We start from the raw sequence: 15,926 nt of genomic DNA on the forward strand, positions 1-15,926 counted from the left end.
CGAATCGCTTTGCGCTTGCGGGAAAGGGGCCAGATCGCTACATTCAGAGGTGCGAAAACTGAAGTTTTGTAGCGGGCTGGTCCCGTGCGAAACCTAAGAAAGGTCTCGTGAAGCTTGCTTCTCGGGGCCTTTTTCTTTTCTGCCTGTCTCGTGCCTCCTTTTTGATTGTTGCTCTTCCTCAGTCTTCCGAACGCTTCCAGCGCTCGTGAAGCTCGGTGATCAGCTGCGGGGCGTTGCCCTCAAGCCAGCTGACAAAATCGCTCTCCTCGGCCTTCAACTCGAGCTTGAGTTGCTTTCCACGACGTCCGATCGTGACAGTGGCGGCACCGACCCCCGGAATCACCGTGCCGGGCCGCCCGCGAGGGCGAGACGAGGATGTGGTCTGTTCGGGCTTCCCTGCAGCAGAGAGGACGGCCAAAAATGCATGATCGGATTTCTCGTCAATACCGCCTTGGTAGGATGTCTTGGCCTCACCCGCCAAAGCTGCAAGCAGTTCGCGATCGGCATCCGTAGCCCCCAGCAACTTCTTGAGCTCTTCCCACCTGGGCCGACCAATGCCCGGAGCGGCACCGATGGCGAGGACCAAGTCCTCCCCAACGGTGCGGACCACGCTTAACAGCTGCGACACTCCTGCCTCGGTCAGATTGAGAACCTCGGCGACACCCTTGTTAGTGCGTTCGGATGCGCTCAGATGGTCACCGTCGAGCAAGGCTGCGGCAACAAGCGCTCGTTCGATGAAGCTTAGATCCCGCCGCTCCTGGTTCTCTAACAGCTGATCACGAAGTGCCTGATCGCCCTCCATCTCTGTGACAATGGCGCGGACCTTGATCCCAAGTTCTCTGCAAGCTTCCAGTCGACGACGGCCATAGATCAGGCTGTAGCGATCACCATCAAGCGGCCGGACGAGGATTGGTACTCGCTGTCCGTTCTTGGAAATTGACGCCTTGAGGCCCGCAGTCTCAATCTGCAGCCTGTCATCGAGCCGACCTGTGGTTTCGATTTGGTCAGGCTCGATTTCGAAAACGCCGCCGCGCAGCCTGCGCCCTTCAAGAGCGTCGGGCGCGTTGCGCAGGGTCTGCAGTGGCAGTCCCAGTTTAGGCTTTCTTGCCATTGCGTCCCCACGTGTTCTGGATGATCGCCGCGATCTCGTCGTTGACGGCGTTCATGGATTCGATTGCACGATCGAAAGTCTGACGCGTGAAGTCCTTCTTGTCGGCCTCGTAGAGCGTCTGCTTCGTCAGCCCTGCATCAGAGATCGCAGTAGACTCAACCATGTGGTTGGTCAGGACTGACCTGCCGAACAGACCCCGGATGAAAGCAATGACCTCGGTCTGCGGGGCATCACCCACCTTGTAGCGGGTCGGCAGAAAGCGCAGCCAGTCGAAGCGAAGGTTTGCGCCAGCATCCCGGATGACGCCAAGCAGATCAGCGGTCATGCGCAAAAACTGCGACATGGACATCAGATCGAGCATTTGGGGGTGAACGGTAACAAGCACCCCTGAAGATGCTGAAAGGGCGGACATGGTTAAAAAACCAAGCTGCGGCGGACAGTCGATGACGACGACGTCATAGTCCGCTTCGACACTGTCGAGCGCGTCGCGCACACGGGCAAAGAATGCGCGGGCGCCGCCACGCTGAATGGCTGCCGGTGTCTCATGTTCGAATTCCATGAGCTCGAGGTTCCCGGGAATCAGGTCAAGACCACGGATGTAGGTCTTGCGGATCACGTCCGAGATCGGGACCGGTTCATCGTAGCGAACCGCATCATACAGCGTGCCACCCTCCATCAGGTCCAGCTCAGGCTGGATGCCATGCAGCGCGGAAAGGGATGCCTGGGGGTCCAGATCGATCGCAAGGACACGATATCCCTTGAGAGCCAAGCGCTGTGCAAGGTGAGCGGATGTTGTCGTTTTCCCGGACCCGCCTTTGAAGTTCACAACAGAAACAATCTGAAGCTCGTCACCGGCACGACGCCCCGGAACGTAGGTTCCAGGCTTCTTCGCGTTTGCCTCAAGAGCGTGGCGAATCTCCCAGATATCATCGAGGGTATATCGCCGGTGGCTGCCCGCAGTGGTTTCGACGTCAGCGATCTTTCCTTCTCGATGAAGCTTGCGAAGGTAGGTATGATCGACGCCAAGCAACTCGGCCGCCTCGCCGCTGGTCAGGCTGCGCATGACTTTTTTGGCGTCGGGAGGGAAGTGGGCAGCACGTTGCGCATGAAGATTGGACGCAAGAAGCTCTGCGTAGTGCCCGATGGCAATGTCCAGGTCCTGCTCAGCTTCGCTCATCTCTGCCTCGATTCGTGGGCGCGTTTTTTATGTGATCGCGCGTTATTTATCGAGACTATTGCCCGAGCTATCAGATTCGTGCAAGCTCTTTCTAGATTTGGTGTCAGTCGCTGCGTCATGCACAAGAGTAGCTAGGGTTTGCGGCAGGCTTGTCTTAGGAACCTTTCGGATATACATTACAAGACGTATATCCGCATGGGAGGTCACGATGCAGGTCGCAAAATGGGGTAACTCGCTGGCCGTCCGTTTGCCCGCGGAGCTCGTCCGAGAGCTTGGTCTCAAGGAGGGTGATCAGATCGACCTGGTCAAGGACGACGGTCGGGTCAGAGTCCGTCGCCTTGCTCGTGCGGATGAGGTACTTACCGGCCTGCGCCGCTTCCGGGGCAAGTTGTCCGCAGCAGAACGTCTGAGCCGCGACGACGCACATGAGCGTTGAGTTCGCGGACACGAATGTCGTTCTTTACCTGCTCGACGACGGCCCAAAGGCCGATCGCGCCGAGGTCATCCTGGGGCAGGGGCCCCGGATCAGCGTTCAGGTTCTAAACGAGTCACTGGTGAACTGCCGCCGCAAAGCTGGCCTCGGTTGGGAGGAAGCAGCGGCCTTTCTCGAAGGCGTGCGCGCCTTGTGTCCCGTCGAAGATCTCACCGTGCAGACCCATGACGTCGGCCGCGCTTTGGCGGAACGCTACGGCTTCTCGATCTACGACGCGATGATCGTGGCCAGCGCTTTGGTTGCGGGGTGTACCACGCTGTGGAGCGAGGACATGCAAGATGGCCTGCTGGTGGAAGGCCAGCTTCGCATCGTCAACCCCTTTGCATGAGCGAACGGCTTCTGTGCCTGAAACTGACCACAACCTTGTAATCCTTCCCTATAGTGGAGGATTTGCAAGGTTGTTAGGCTACTCAAGCAGCCCCAGCCTCTCCGCCCGCTCCAACAGCATCTTGACTGACGACGGCTGCCATCTCGTTCGGCCACGTGGTGTGCGTTCGCGCATTGATTCCAGCCGTTCACAGATCGCCTGGAGCGTAATGCCGGGATCCGCGCCCTTGATGGCGGCGACGATGGCGGGCAGGCGGTCGTCGGTTTCGCGGCGGCCGGCGCGGGCCAAAACTGTCTCGGGCAGGAAGCCGTCGCGGACATAGGCCTTCACGGCGCGCAAGAGACGGCTTTGGGTCCAGCGACGCGCCTCGGGCAAGGGGCCGTTGATGATGCGCACCACGTCTTCCCAGGCCAAGTCAGGGCGCAACCGGCGCACATGGGGCACCCAATCTTGTGCCGTTTCGTTCAGACGCTCCATGTAGCCGTCCTGTCGCGCTAGCCGCACCTTGCGAAGAGCGGCAGGGTCTTTGGCCCGCAGTCCAGGGTTTCCGCCCACGCGGCCCTTTGTGCGCGCACTGGCGAGGCCGGCCTTGGTGCGCTCCCGGATCAGGGCGCGCTCGAACTCGGCCGCAGCGCCCAAGACCTGCAGCGTGAACTTGCCCTGCGGGGATCCAGTGTCGATCGGGTCCTGGATCGAGCGAAAGAACGCACCCCTAGCCTCCAGCCGCTCGATCACTTCCAGCAGATGCGACAGAGACCGCGCAAGCCGGTCGATCCTCACGACGACCAGCGTATCGCCACTCTGGATGCGTTCGAGCACACGCCCAAGCACCGGCCGCGCGCGATTGCCGCCTGAGGCGTGCTCTTCATAGATTTCGGCGCAACCCGCAGATTTCAGGGCCTGCGACTGGGGCAGGGGGGTTTGATCCTCTGTGGATACGCGCGCATAGCCTATCAATGGCATCAAAACAGTCTTTTTGCAGTTTCATATAGCGGCAATAAACGACCGTTTACAAACGAATGCAAGCAAGTGTTTTCTCATTGTGCCGATGCACAATCCCCTGGTTTCCTTGCATTGATCGCGATCTGAAAGGTTCCGTCGGCAGTCGCGCGCACGTAATGTGTAAAGAGCATTGTCGACGGTCACAAAACAGCTTGGGTAATGTGCAAATAATCTGTATTTTGCACATATGATGCCACAATCGACTATTATTCCTGAAGATTTCGACGAACCCCTCGACATCGGAGAGGGGAATGAGGATGCTTCGGAAGAAGTTCTCTGGTACCTGCCGGGCCCGATCGAAGAGGAACCGGATTACCGGCCTCCCGGACCTCGGGCGGGACAGCCGGAAAAGGGCCTCATTGATGACTGGGCAAGGGCCGAAGCGGAGCAGGCTGCGCTTCTGGCAAGGGTGGCCGGGCGCTTGGGTGCGCTCGATGACCGATTGGCTCGCGCGCCCAAAGGCTGGCTGCATAGGTTGGCACTGATCGAGGCGGCAGACCTGAGCTGGTTTGCAGGAGATCGCGTAGGCCCGGATCGTCTGGCGCTATGGATTTCTATGCGCCTGTCAGGCGCACAAGATGACCCAAATGCCTTGGCGCGAATTGGATGGGCCGTTCGGCGACTGACAGGCGGTCCTGACCCGATAGTCGATATCGCAGCCTTCCTCGACCGCCGCGATCCTGAAAACATCGATGAAAATGCCGAGCGCTTCGACGATCGCGCGAGCGGTTGGCTGGATTTGATGAAACAGGCCGCCGATCTTCATCCGATCACCCGCGCCTGCATGGGGTTTCATCTCTGGAGTCTTGCGGGCCTTGGGCAGCAGGGCGATCGGGTGGAAGCAGCGGTCACGGCCGCGCGCATCGCGGCTAGCGAGGGAAACGGGGCAATTTTCGCACCGTTGGCAATGGGCGGGGCAGGGGGCCTGCGCGCGAGTGGGCCATCGGCAGAGCGCCTTAAACAATGGCTCGAGGGGATGCAGACAGCTATCCTCATGGCGATGCGGCGCCTCGACGATATCCAATCATGGTCAGCGAAGGCCAAAGCAGAGATGTCAACGCTCTCAGGCAAGACACCGCCGGTCCTGAGCGCCCTGCTGACCGAATGGCCCCTCGTTTCCGCCCCGATGGCCGAAATGTGGATCGGTGCTAGCCGCGCCACCGCTCAACGCAATCTCGCCTGGATGGAAGCGAAGGGTCTAATCCGTGAAGTGACGGGGCAGGGACGGTTTCGGATGTGGAGTATTGCGATTTAGGGTCAGGATTCATAACCAATAGATGAGGGTTGCGGCCAGAGCGATGGCTGAGAGGAAGACCTTGGGACAGCGATCATAGCGTGTCGCCACACGCCGCCAGTCCTTGAGCCTGCCGAACATGATCTCGATGCGGTTGCGCCGTTTGTATCGGCGCTTATCGTATTTGACCGGGGTCTTGCGTTGCTTTCTGCCGGGGATGCAGGCGCGTATCCCTTTGTCTTTCAACGCGTCCCTGAACCAGTCGGCGTCATAGCCACGATCCCCGAGCAACCAGTCGACCTTTGGCAGGCTGCTGAGCAGCGCCCGCGCACCAATGTAGTCGCTGACCGGTCCTGCCGTGACGAACAGGTTGAGCGGCCGCCCTTGGCTGTCGCAGATGGCATGGAGTTTGGTGTTCATGCCGCCCTTGGTTCGACCGATTAGGCGTCCACGCCCCCCTTTTTCGCGGCCAAACTGGTCGCAGTGCGGTGTGCCTTTAAATAGGTCGCGTCGATCATCACGGTCTTTTCCTCGCCGTGTTCGGCAGCCAGGCCGACCATCATCTGCGCGAAGATGCCTTTCTCGCTCCAGCGCTTCCACCGGCTGTACAGCGTCTTGTGCGGACCATATTCCCGCGGCGCATCCCGCCAGCGCAACCCATTGCGATTGATGAAGATAATCCCACTCAACACCCGTCGGTCATCGACCCGTGGCTTGCCGTGCGACTTCGGGAAGAAAGGGGCAAGTTTGGCCATCTGCTCGTCGGTCAGCCAGTAAAGTTCGCTCATGTCACCGCTCCGTTTTCCGAGCCGTGAATCACGCAGCGCGTTGAAAATCAATGCATCCTGACCCTAGCGCGGAAACTCTATTAATCCGGGATGAGGCGTCGCACCTACATCCCCAGGACCGCCGCATCGTTTCCGGCTCATTTCGAAATCAGATGGGCAGACCGGTCGGAGGACTTTATTAAAATCGACCAAACACCCGCGGCGGGCGCGAGGTCAGGCAAAGAGCGCTAGAAGCGGTGCCATGGCCTTTTGCCAGCTGTCACGCGCTTCAAGCCGGTCGATCCAACTCGCAACTCCTGGGTACTGGTCCAGTGAAATCCCGGCTTGATCGCGATACATGAAGGTGGTCGCAAGATAGAAGTCGGCAAGGCTGAGTGTGCCTGCGATCCAGTCCTTGCCGTCGAGTCCGGTTTCCAGAACGGCAAGGAACTGATCGGTCGCTTTCTCTTCCGCTTCGACCACAGTCAGATCGGGATCGCCCATGCCGAATTTCTCTTTGAGAAACAGCTCAAAGGACAATTTCTGCATCGCCGGGCCAAGGTGGATCGCTTGCCACCAGGTCCATTGATCGACGAGGGACCGCGCCTTGCGGCCCTCAGGATAGAGGCCCGCCTCGGGCCGAAGCCCCGCCAGATAGGCACAAATTGCCCGGGATTCCCAAAGCACGAAATTCCCGTCCTCCAAGACGGGTACCTTTGCATTGGGATTGCGAGCGAGAAATTCCGCCGCGCGGTTGTCCCCGGCCCGGATGTCGACCTGGACGATTTCGAGGTCCACGCCCAGTTCGTGTGCCACCGCCCGCACACGCAGCGCATTGGGCGAGAAATTCGCGTTGTAGAGTCTCATGATTTTGTCCGCCTCTATAGTTACTGCGGCGCCCGAAGAAGCACCGCCCGGTTTTCGGTCAGGAAATCGGCAACCGACTGTCCGGACTTGCCGGTGAGCGTCTCGAGATCGTCGCTGGCCACATCAAGGTAGCCTTCGGCGGTTGCCTGGTCGAAAGAGACGAAAACACGCGCCATGAACTCGGGCAGGCCATTTGCGATCATCGCCTGCACCATGTCTTCGGCCGGCATCGGAATGTAGGGGATGTCCTTGCCGGCGATGTCCGACAAAAGCGCCGCGATATCGGCCTGGCCGATGGATTCGGGTCCGGTGATGTCCAGCACCTCGCGGCCGGTCGCATTCATCAGCGCGGCAGCGGCGGCGCGGGCGCAGTCGGCGCGCGTGACGTAACTCGCCCGTCCGTCCCCTGCCGCGGCAATGAGCTGCCCCATGCCGATCGCCTGCGGTCCGCTCATAAGCAACATATCCGTATAAAGGTTGTTGCGAAGGATCGTGTAGCTGGCGCCGCTTTGCTCGATCAGCGTCTCGGTGTCCTGATGATCCTTGCTGAAAGTGATGGGGCTTTCGGGTACCGGGCTGGCAAGCGAGGTATAGACGATGTGGTCGATACCCGCCTCGCGTGCGGCGGCGATCGCATTGGAATGAGCCGCGAGCCGTTTGCCCGGCTCCAGATCGTCGGTGGAGATGATCAGGATCCGCTTGCCGCCCGCGATGGCCGGACCCAGTGTTTCGGGCGCGTTGAAATCGCCTTGGCGAACATCCACCCCTTTGTCCCTAAACTCGGCGAGTTTGTCGGCGTTGCGCGTGACCGCGATGATCGGATCGGCGCCCGCCTCGATCAGTTGATCGATTACCTGGCGTCCAAGCTGGCCGGAGGCGCCTGTGACGATAAATGGTCCGTTCTGAAAGCTTGCCATGGGCGTATTCCTGTTCCTTGAGAGAGAGTCAGCCGTGGATGTGAACCTGCGCGGGGTTGGCCAGCTTGCCGCGGGCGAAGTCCCAGCTCGTTGTCAGGATTTTGATCATGACGTCGACCTCTGACCTACCGCGCGGCGCATAGGCCATGACGGCATTTGCCGGGATGTGTCCGGCCGACGCCATCGGGTGCGGTTCGCCCCAGCCCTTGGCGATGAGTTCCTCGACCGCCGCCAGCGGCAGCATCATGTGCGACGAACCGTCATAGGAGGGATGCACATGGGCAAATTCGCGTCCGATCATGAAGGCTTCACGCGGGCCGCAGGCATGCGCCACCGGCAAGACCAGTGCTTCGGCGCCAGGCACCGAGATGCCCGACCGACAGCGCTCGACGAAGGGCAGGGCGAAGGCCTTCTCCTTGAAAAATGCGTGGATCTCTGCCGAGGAGTTCTGCGACACCTGCTCATGCGGGGCGCAATCGGTGGTGTCGGGGCGCGGGCCCTGCCGCAGGGGAAGTTCGAAGGTCATGGTTGGTCCTATCCAAATCTGAACGCGCTTTCGACCGCGCCCAAGACGTGATCCTCGAGGGACTTTTCCCCTCGATCCGCAAGCGCGGCCCCGGCCACGACGTGCAACGGGATCAGATGTTCCTCGCGCGGATTGGCGTCGCGTGCGCCGGGCGCCTGCTCCCACTCGGCCAGCATGGCATGGCGCACTGCGGGGTCTTCATGGGTCACCGCACTCGTGAGCCATCGGTCAAAGTCTCCGCCGTACACCGGGCCGTCCGGTCCGCCCCTCATCGCCCGCATCATCTTGCCCATGTTGTGATAGGTATTGCCGGATCCGATGATCAGCACCCCTTCGTCGCGCAAGGGCGCCAACGCGCGACCGACGGCAAGATGCGCCTCGGGGTCGAGATCGTCGCGCAGGCTCAATTGGACGGTGGGGATGTCGGCCTCAGGAAAAGCCACCTTTAGTGGAACGAATACCCCGTGATCGAAGCCACGCGCGGCATCGGCCCCGGTTTGGAACCCCGCGTCTTCTAAAAGTGCGCGTACGCGGGTCGCCAGCGCGGGCTCGCCCGGCGCGGGCCAGGCCAGCTGATAGGTATGCTGCGGAAATCCCTGATAGTCGAACAGCAGAGGCGGGGCGGGGTTGGTCTGCAAGGTAAAGATCCGCTCTTCCCAATGGCCCGAGATCACGAGCAGCGCCTTGGGCCTTGCCGGCAGGCTCGCAGGCAAGTCCTCAAGGAATCTGCGGTGGCGATCCCAGGCGTCAGGCGGGTTCCAGTCCATGAAGAAACAGGGGCCACCCCCATGGGGAACAAACACTGTCGGCTGTTTTTCAGTCATGTTGTCGTCCTTTTGTACCCCAAAGTCCGAGGCTATGGGCGGCGCCGTGGCAACTCCGCAGCAGATCAGGTTGGCGCTGCCGGAACTGCCGGTGCATAGGCCGACTTGACCGCACGCACGCGATTGGCGGTCAGCCACGAGACGATCAGGAGTACCCAGGTCGCCAGAGCCGGCGGCCAACCCGGATCGCCTGCGCCCACATGGGCCCCGAAGGCGAGCACCAGATGCCAGAACATTGCCGCATAGGCCCAATCTGCCAGCACCGCCGAAGGGCGCCAGAGGATCACAACCGCACCGACGATCTTCAAAATTGCGAGTGGCCAGATGATGTATGTGGGATAGCCCAACACCTCGCGATACATGCCCGCGACCATGTCGTGGGATGAGATGTAGAAGGCCGCCGCACCCAGATAGACCAGCGCCACAAGGCCGGTCGCGATCCAGTAGACATATTTTGCCACGTTGTCACTCACTGCCGCTCTCCCGGTTTTCGACGGTTGTTAGGCTGTCGGTTTCCATGTAGTATCATTAGGTGCCTTACTTCATCAGTTAAAGTAGGCACTTAAAAGTAACTTACTTTCGTGGGCTGCGAGGGCTATCCACAATGAAAAGCGTCCAACTAGCTTCCTGCCCGATGGAGGCGCTGCTGCGTGTCATCACGGGACCTTGGACGATCTATATCCTTTGGGTTCTGTCCGAACAGGGTCCACAGCGTTTCGGCGCGACCAAACGGCTGGTGCCTGGAATTTCCACCCGGGTCCTGACTGAGAGGCTGAGAATGCTGGAACATGCCGGCGTGGTCTGGCGCGAGCAGGCCATGACCATCCCGCCCGCTGTCACATACGGGCTGACTGAACGCGGCGCGGAGCTGCGCGGTGTGCTGGACACCCTTGGATCCATTGCACGCCGCTGGGAGGCGGAGGGTGCTTTCGACGGGACGGCACGCTCGGCGGAATGATGACGTCCGTCCTGTTCGCGGAATAATCCCGCGCCAGAAAGCGCCGCGAACGGAGCACGGCCCGAAGCTCATGACGAATTGAAAGCCGCGTTGGGTATGCCTGACAGGCGGCACTCACTCCGAACGATCCGCCCAGGTTTGCGGCTTGCCGCCACATAAAAATCAATCTACTGTACCGACTAGACGGTACAGTCAAGTTTGAAATCCCGCAATGCTGCACAGGACAGGAAGAACGAGATGCGCGAGAGAAAAATGGCCGAGGTTTTGTTCGGCGCGCGCGAGGTCTTCTTCCGGTGCGGTTATGAAGGCGCCACCGTCGATGCCATTGCCGCCGAAGGGAAAGTGTCGAAGGCAACAATGTATTCGTATTTCCCGACCAAGGAGCAGCTGTTTCTAAGCGTCGTGGAATCCGAATGCGGTCGGCTTGCGGAAGAGATCCTCCGACCCTTGTCCGCAGGTCCCGAGCCGCGCGCCCAGTTGGAAAAACTTGCCCTGCGCATGATCGATCTCGTTCTGGACGAAACCTACATCCGCCTTCTGCGGACGTGTATCGGTGCCACCGAGATGCTTCCCGAGGTCGGGGAGGTGTATTTTCGTGCCGGACCGAAACGGGCACGCGAACTCATCAGTAAAGTTCTGGAACGCCTTTCCCGGGAAGGCGCGCTTGAGATCGACAATCCCCCGCGTGTTGCGGATCACTTCATACATCTTTGCGTTTCTGGACTGTTGATGCCACGCCTGCTGGCGGTGCAAAGAACAGTCGAGCGGGACAAGCATGCGGCCGATGCAGTCACTGCATTCCTGCGACTCTACGGGAGCGGACATAGAGTAGAGCTCTGAACTGACCTTGCTTTCCGACAACGGGGCAATGCTCCAAATCTCTCAATAAAATTGCCGAATGGACGGTGAATAATGACCATACAATCCAGAATGCAGGCAAAGAATGCGTCTCCAAGGATCCTCGGCGCTGCGCGGGCAATTGCGCACAGAGAGGGCGCGGGAAAGATTACGATCGACGCCGTCGCGCGTGAGGCCGATCTCAGTAAAGGCGGGGTCTTATACAATTTTCCGACTAAGAGAGCGCTTCTTGCCGGGCTGCTTGATGAGATGCTCGCAGAACATCGCGAACGCCTGGCATCAGTCCCGGAAGATCGCAGATCCCGCACCTTGCGCGGGCACCTGGAAGCGATCGTGCAAGCCAGAGCCGTCGATGACGACCTCTCGATGGCGATTCTCGCGGCTGCCGCGTCAGATCCGCGGCTGCTCGATCCGCTACGGGTTGAACTGACCGGCGACCTTGAGCGTATCCTGTCCGACACACAAGACACTTCGTGTGCTATGGTTGTCGTCCTAGCGATCCAGGGACTTCGGTTCCAGAAACTTCTGGGCCTTCCCGACGGTGGCGCGGGTCTCAGGGGGCGCGTCATCGAGCAATTGAGGGCCATGATTAATGAACTCGAATAGAGAGACACGAAGTTTGAAGCGGATCGTTTTTGTTATTGCGGTAGCGGCCGTGTCGGCCGTTGCCGTGCCGTTTGTTTCGCCGTTCCTGACCGATGTGCTGGCCCAGACCGCGACGAACACCGTGGAGGCAGAAGTCGACACAAGGCCTGCAGCGAGCGTGGAGCGACCAGTCACGGTCGAAGTGACCCGTGCGCTCAATCGCGTCGTAAGTCAGTCTCGCACCTTTGCAGGCCGCGTTGAACCTGCTCGAACGGTGGACCTTGCGTTTCAGATACCCGGGCAGATCATTCGCCTTGAGGTTGAGCCCGGCGACACGATTCGCGAGGGCGAGGTGATCGCGGAGCTCGACCAAATCGATTTCGAACTCGCCGTCGACCGGGCTCAGGCGTCCTACGACCTGGCGAATTCCGAACTCGCGCGCGCCTCGGACCTCGCCGATCGTGGCGTGGCGTCCGACGCGCGCCTCGACACGGCCCGCGCGCAGTTCTTCCAGGCAGAAGTCGCGCTCCGCGAGGCCGAGCGGCGCCTGTCCCAAACGAAAATCGTCGCGCCATTCGACGCGATTGTGGCGCGCACCTTCGTTGAAGAATATGTCAACGTCACGTCGACCGCGCCTGTCGCGCGTCTACAGGATGTCAGCGAGATGCGGCTCGTGATCTCCCTGCCAGAGGAACTTGCGGCCATTGCGCGGTCGGCACCCGATGCCTTCGAGATCGTTGCAACTTTTCCGGCTGTTCCGGGTTACACCGCGCCTCTGGTGCTTCGCTCGTTTGCGACCGATGCCGACCGGACGGCGCAGACCTACGACGTGGAATTTGCGATCACGGGTGATATCGACCCGCGTCTTTTGCCCGGAATGACCGCGGATGTGCGCATCTCCATCGCCGCTGAGGAAGATCGCCGGCGCTCCGTGATCGTTCCGGTTTCGGCGGTGGACACGACCAGCCGAACCGAACCGTCCATCTGGATCTACGAAGAAACGTCCGGCCAGGTCGAGCGTCGGACGGTCCGTCTGGGCCTTCCGATCGACAACGAGATCGTCGTTCAGGATGGCGTGGAGGCCAATGAATTGGTTGTTTCCGGCGGCTGGTGGCGGCTCAGGGACAATCAGACCGTGACAGTTTCTGGGCTCTGACCCCGGTTTTCGGCAGGACAAGAATAAAAACATGGCACTCAGCATCACACGAGCGAGCATCGAGCGTCCTGTGGCGGTCTGGCTCACCATCATCTTCTGCGTTCTCGGCGGCTATTGGGGGCTGAATACGGTCGGCCGCCTTGAAGACCCGAGCTTCACCCTCAAGACCGCACTCATCTTCGTGCCGTATCCCGGCGCCACGGCAATGGAGGTTGAAGAGGAGGTCGCAGACGTCGTCGAAAACGCGCTGCAGCAGATGAAGCAGCTCGACCGGGTGGAATCGAAATCGATGCCGGGCATGGCGCAGATCACCGTCGAGATCGAGATGACCTATGGCCCGGACGAGATCCCGCAGGTTTGGGACGAGATGCGCCGCCGCATCAGTGATATCGAGGGGGATCTTCCGGCAGGGGCGCAACCGCCCATCATCAATGACGATTTCGGCGACGTCTATGGCATGTTCTATGCGGTGACGACCGAAGGTCTGAGCCCATCGGAGCAAAGGGACTTGGCCACGACGCTGCGGCTCGGGCTGGTCACTGTCGATGGCGTCGCCAAGGCCGAGGTTCAAGGCCTCTCCGAAGAGGTGATCACCCTCTCGATCCCGTCTGCACGCCTCGAGAAACTGGGCCTTCCGCCGACCCAGATCCTGGGAATTCTCGCAGACGAAAACCAGGTGTTCTTCAACGGCGAGATCACCGAGGGCCCCGCCCGCATCGGCCTGTCCGTTCCGCCGGGCTATATCAGCCCCGAAGGCATAGAGGAGTTGCGGCTGGGCACGGCCGGAAATGTCGGCCAGATCGCCGTCAGCGACATCGCCACCGTCACACGGGAGGCGGCCGAACAGCCCAGCCAGATCATCCGGCAGAACGGCAAGGCGGCCTTCACCCTTGGCGTTTCCGCGTTGACGGACCGAAACGTGGTCGCTGTCGGCCAGGAGGTTTCAGCGCGGCTGGAACGGCTCAAGTCGGAGCTTCCCGAAAGTGTCGAGATCATTCCGATCTACGAGCAGCATGTCGTGGTGGACGAAGCCGTTTCAAGCTTTCTCGTCAGTCTCGGACAGTCGGTCGCGATCGTGGTCGGTGCCCTGATGCTGACCATGGGGTGGCGCGCCGGCCTCGTGGTGGGCGCGACCCTCGGACTTACCGTTTTCTCCACGCTGTTCTTCATGTCGGTGTTCGGGATACAGATGGAACGGATCAGCCTTGGCGCCCTGATCATCGCGATGGGTATGCTGGTCGACAACGCCATCGTCATCACCGAAGGCATGGTGATCGGCATGGCGCGTGGCAAAAGCGCGGAAGACGCGGCGGCCGAGACGGAATCCTCGACGTCCATTCCCTTGCTGGGGGCAACCGTTATCGGGATCATGGCGTTTTCCGGTATCGGGCTGTCGCCCGATGCGACGGGCGAGTTCCTGTTTTCGCTTTTCGCCGTGATCGCCATTTCGCTGCTATCAAGCTGGGTTCTGGCAGTCACGGTCACGCCGTATCTTGGCAAGCTGCTGCTCAAGGCCCCCAAGAACACCTCGGACGATCCCTACAAGGGCCCGTTCTACGGGATTTACCGCGGGGTTGTGTGGACGGCGCTGCGCGCCCGCATCCCGGTCGTTCTGACGATCATCGGGATCACCGTCTGGTCGGTCATGGCTTTCGCCCAGGTCAAGCAGGCCTTCTTCCCCGCCTCGAACACGCCTATTTTCTACGTCGAGTTCCAGATGCCGCAGGGAACCGATATCAACACGACCGACGAAGAGATGCTGCGGCTTGAGCGGATACTTCTGGATGAGGATGCTGTGACCGGGGTAACGGCCCTCGTAGGGCGGGGGGCAAGCCGCTTCATGCTGACATACAATCCGGAACAGGCGGATGCCAGCTATGGCCAGCTCATCGTCCGGGTTGCGGACGCCGCAACGATCCCGGCGATCGCGAGCAGGCTCAACCGGGATTTGCCAGCCGAATTCCCCCACGCTCTGATCCGTGTCGAAGAAATCGTGTTCGGACCGCCGGCCGGTGCCGATGTTGCAGTTCGTTTCTCGGGCCCCGATCCGGTCGTCCTGCGCCAGCTCGCGGATGATGCGATCAGGATATACGAGGAGGCAGGAACCATCACCAATCCGCGCACCAATTGGCGGCAGCGTGAAATCCTTGTCGAACCCGTCGTCGACGAGGCACGAATGCGGCTGGCCGGCGCGACGCGCGGAGCGATTTCGGATACCATCCGCTATGGAACGTCCGGACTGCGCGTTGGCGACCTGCGCGAGGACGACGTGTTGATCCCGATCCAACTCCGGCTTCCCGAGAACGAACGCGACGGGGTCGACCGCCTTCGTGACCTGTCGGTATGGTCCGACGGGGCAGGGGCCTATGTCCCCATGGCCAACCTCGTCGAAAGGTTCGATCCCCGTCTTGTCGAGGCACTCCTTCACCGGCGCGACCGGGAGCGGACGATCACCGCCCTCGGCGGTGCCCGCAGCGATCTCACCGCGGATGAGGCATTCCGAAGCGTCCGCACCGAGATCGAATCCATCCCGCTTCCCGACGGTTCTGCAATGGAATGGGGCGGCGAATTCGAAAGTGCGCAGATGGCTCAGGAGTCGCTTGGCAAGCAGCTTCCCCTAGGCTTTCTGGTCATGTTGACGATTTCGATTTTGATGTTCAACAAAGTCCGCCAACCGCTCATCCTGTGGCTCGTGGTGCCAATGTCCGTGACGGGCATGGTCCTGGGGTTGCTGTTCACCGGGCTGCCCTTCACATTTACGGCCCTGCTCGGCTTCCTGTCGCTTTCGGGAATGTTGATGAAGAACGCAATCGTTCTCATCGAAGAGATCGACTTTCTACGTGCACAGGGTGTGCCCGATTACAAGGCGGTGATCGACGGCTCAGTCAGCCGTCTTCGCCCTGTGGTGCTCGCCGCCGGCACGACGATCTTTGGCATGATTCCGCTTCTGCCCGATGCGTTTTTCGCCTCGATGGCGGTGACAATCATGGGAGGTCTCGCTTTTGCCTCGGTCTTGACGCTCGTCGCGGTTCCGGTGCTCTATGCGCTCCTTTTCAGGATACGGCCATCAGGAGCGAAGTCACAAGAGGTTGCTCCGATCCAGGCCTAACCAGCTGATTCGTG

At 60.5% G+C, this 15,926-nt stretch carries 17 protein-coding genes; 8 read left to right on the forward strand and 9 right to left on the reverse strand.

Annotated features, from left to right (window positions below):
- Positions 1-178 precede the first annotated feature (178 nt).
- On the reverse strand, positions 179-1,111 hold the full coding sequence (gene repB, locus Q344_RS0121700; RefSeq protein WP_028288626.1) for a plasmid partitioning protein RepB: 933 nt from the start codon (positions 1,109-1,111) through the stop codon (positions 179-181).
- Positions 1,095-2,288 (reverse strand): plasmid partitioning protein RepA, encoded by a 1,194-nt coding sequence (repA, locus tag Q344_RS0121705; protein WP_009503867.1) that lies wholly within the window; start codon positions 2,286-2,288, stop codon positions 1,095-1,097. Before repA ends, repB begins: the two co-directional genes overlap by 17 nt.
- A 208-nt stretch (positions 2,289-2,496) precedes the next feature.
- On the opposite strand from repA, the gene Q344_RS25815 reads away from it, so the two are divergent.
- Together Q344_RS25815 and Q344_RS0121715 are read left to right on the forward strand one after the other, a co-directional pair.
- Complete coding sequence (locus Q344_RS25815; RefSeq protein ID WP_009503866.1) at positions 2,497-2,724, forward strand: AbrB/MazE/SpoVT family DNA-binding domain-containing protein; 228 nt, start codon at positions 2,497-2,499, stop codon at positions 2,722-2,724.
- On the forward strand, positions 2,714-3,109 hold the full coding sequence (locus tag Q344_RS0121715; RefSeq protein WP_028288627.1) for a PIN domain-containing protein: 396 nt from the start codon (positions 2,714-2,716) through the stop codon (positions 3,107-3,109). The genes Q344_RS25815 and Q344_RS0121715 overlap by 11 nt, the downstream gene beginning before the upstream one ends.
- A gap of 78 nt (positions 3,110-3,187) precedes the next feature.
- Here the strand turns inward: Q344_RS0121715 and Q344_RS0121720 are convergent, their stop codons facing one another.
- Positions 3,188-4,072, reverse strand: a complete 885-nt coding sequence (locus Q344_RS0121720; protein WP_028288628.1) for a recombinase family protein — start codon at positions 4,070-4,072, stop codon at positions 3,188-3,190.
- A 226-nt stretch (positions 4,073-4,298) separates the two neighbouring features.
- Here Q344_RS0121720 and Q344_RS0121725 point away from each other — a divergent pair, with 226 nt between their 5' ends.
- Positions 4,299-5,366, forward strand: coding sequence for a helix-turn-helix domain-containing protein (locus Q344_RS0121725; protein WP_028288629.1), 1,068 nt, complete (start codon positions 4,299-4,301; stop codon positions 5,364-5,366).
- A gap of 9 nt (positions 5,367-5,375) precedes the next feature.
- Here Q344_RS0121725 and Q344_RS25820 read toward each other — a convergent pair.
- The 6 genes from Q344_RS25820 to Q344_RS0121760 form a co-directional block, all read right to left on the reverse strand.
- A protein-coding gene (locus Q344_RS25820) for an IS5 family transposase (RefSeq protein WP_156954782.1) occupies positions 5,376-6,133 on the reverse strand; the annotation gives its coding sequence in 2 pieces (ribosomal slippage) (positions 5,376-5,809 and positions 5,809-6,133; 759 coding nt in all).
- 213 nt (positions 6,134-6,346) lie between these two features.
- Complete coding sequence (locus tag Q344_RS0121740; protein ID WP_028288632.1) at positions 6,347-6,979, reverse strand: glutathione S-transferase family protein; 633 nt, start codon at positions 6,977-6,979, stop codon at positions 6,347-6,349.
- A 20-nt stretch (positions 6,980-6,999) separates the two neighbouring features.
- Entirely contained in the window at positions 7,000-7,896 is an 897-nt protein-coding gene (locus Q344_RS0121745; RefSeq protein ID WP_028288633.1) for an NAD(P)H-binding protein, read from the reverse strand.
- Positions 7,897-7,924: 28 nt separating this feature from the next.
- Positions 7,925-8,422 (reverse strand): luciferase domain-containing protein, encoded by a 498-nt coding sequence (locus Q344_RS24725; protein WP_036540313.1) that lies wholly within the window; start codon positions 8,420-8,422, stop codon positions 7,925-7,927.
- 8 nt (positions 8,423-8,430) lie between these two features.
- On the reverse strand, positions 8,431-9,246 hold the full coding sequence (locus Q344_RS0121755; protein WP_028288634.1) for a DODA-type extradiol aromatic ring-opening family dioxygenase: 816 nt from the start codon (positions 9,244-9,246) through the stop codon (positions 8,431-8,433).
- 65 nt (positions 9,247-9,311) lie between these two features.
- Positions 9,312-9,719, reverse strand: a complete 408-nt coding sequence (locus tag Q344_RS0121760; RefSeq protein ID WP_084178541.1) for a DoxX family protein — start codon at positions 9,717-9,719, stop codon at positions 9,312-9,314.
- Positions 9,720-9,850: 131 nt separating this feature from the next.
- Between Q344_RS0121760 and Q344_RS0121765 the strand changes: the two genes are divergently transcribed.
- The 5 genes from Q344_RS0121765 to Q344_RS0121785 all read left to right on the forward strand — a co-directional run bounded on the left by Q344_RS0121765 (position 9,851) and on the right by Q344_RS0121785 (position 15,912).
- On the forward strand, positions 9,851-10,204 hold the full coding sequence (locus tag Q344_RS0121765; protein ID WP_232237129.1) for a winged helix-turn-helix transcriptional regulator: 354 nt from the start codon (positions 9,851-9,853) through the stop codon (positions 10,202-10,204).
- Positions 10,205-10,441: 237 nt separating this feature from the next.
- Positions 10,442-11,044, forward strand: coding sequence for a TetR/AcrR family transcriptional regulator (locus tag Q344_RS0121770; protein WP_036540318.1), 603 nt, complete (start codon positions 10,442-10,444; stop codon positions 11,042-11,044).
- Between the two features lie 72 nt (positions 11,045-11,116).
- Positions 11,117-11,668 (forward strand): TetR/AcrR family transcriptional regulator, encoded by a 552-nt coding sequence (locus Q344_RS0121775; protein WP_036540321.1) that lies wholly within the window; start codon positions 11,117-11,119, stop codon positions 11,666-11,668.
- 13 nt (positions 11,669-11,681) lie between these two features.
- Positions 11,682-12,803, forward strand: coding sequence for an efflux RND transporter periplasmic adaptor subunit (locus Q344_RS0121780; protein WP_229669258.1), 1,122 nt, complete (start codon positions 11,682-11,684; stop codon positions 12,801-12,803).
- A gap of 31 nt (positions 12,804-12,834) precedes the next feature.
- A complete protein-coding gene (locus Q344_RS0121785) occupies positions 12,835-15,912 on the forward strand; it encodes an efflux RND transporter permease subunit (RefSeq protein ID WP_028288639.1) in 3,078 nt (1,025 codons plus the stop codon).
- The last annotated feature ends 14 nt before the right edge of the window (positions 15,913-15,926 follow it).

The organism is Pseudooceanicola nanhaiensis DSM 18065 (assembly GCF_000688295.1).
In the GTDB taxonomy this organism is placed as follows: Bacteria; Pseudomonadota; Alphaproteobacteria; order Rhodobacterales; family Rhodobacteraceae; genus Pseudooceanicola; species Pseudooceanicola nanhaiensis.

Bases quoted from the DNA above. Each gene is read 5' to 3' on its own strand.
- Q344_RS25815 (WP_009503866.1), top strand. From the start codon at position 2,497: ATGCAGGTCGCAAAATGGGGTAACTCGCTGGCCGTCCGTTTGCCCGCG.
- Q344_RS0121775 (WP_036540321.1), top strand. From the start codon at position 11,117: ATGACCATACAATCCAGAATGCAGGCAAAGAATGCGTCTCCAAGGATC.
- Q344_RS0121715 (WP_028288627.1), top strand. From the start codon at position 2,714: ATGAGCGTTGAGTTCGCGGACACGAATGTCGTTCTTTACCTGCTCGAC.
- Q344_RS0121745 (WP_028288633.1), bottom strand. From the start codon at position 7,896: ATGGCAAGCTTTCAGAACGGACCATTTATCGTCACAGGCGCCTCCGGC.
- Q344_RS0121770 (WP_036540318.1), top strand. From the start codon at position 10,442: ATGCGCGAGAGAAAAATGGCCGAGGTTTTGTTCGGCGCGCGCGAGGTC.
- Q344_RS0121720 (WP_028288628.1), bottom strand. From the start codon at position 4,072: ATGCCATTGATAGGCTATGCGCGCGTATCCACAGAGGATCAAACCCCC.
- Q344_RS0121725 (WP_028288629.1), top strand. From the start codon at position 4,299: ATGATGCCACAATCGACTATTATTCCTGAAGATTTCGACGAACCCCTC.
- repA (WP_009503867.1), bottom strand. From the start codon at position 2,288: ATGAGCGAAGCTGAGCAGGACCTGGACATTGCCATCGGGCACTACGCA.
- Q344_RS0121755 (WP_028288634.1), bottom strand. From the start codon at position 9,246: ATGACTGAAAAACAGCCGACAGTGTTTGTTCCCCATGGGGGTGGCCCC.
- Q344_RS24725 (WP_036540313.1), bottom strand. From the start codon at position 8,422: ATGACCTTCGAACTTCCCCTGCGGCAGGGCCCGCGCCCCGACACCACC.
- repB (WP_028288626.1), bottom strand. From the start codon at position 1,111: ATGGCAAGAAAGCCTAAACTGGGACTGCCACTGCAGACCCTGCGCAAC.
- Q344_RS0121765 (WP_232237129.1), top strand. From the start codon at position 9,851: ATGAAAAGCGTCCAACTAGCTTCCTGCCCGATGGAGGCGCTGCTGCGT.
- Q344_RS0121740 (WP_028288632.1), bottom strand. From the start codon at position 6,979: ATGAGACTCTACAACGCGAATTTCTCGCCCAATGCGCTGCGTGTGCGG.
- Q344_RS0121785 (WP_028288639.1), top strand. From the start codon at position 12,835: ATGGCACTCAGCATCACACGAGCGAGCATCGAGCGTCCTGTGGCGGTC.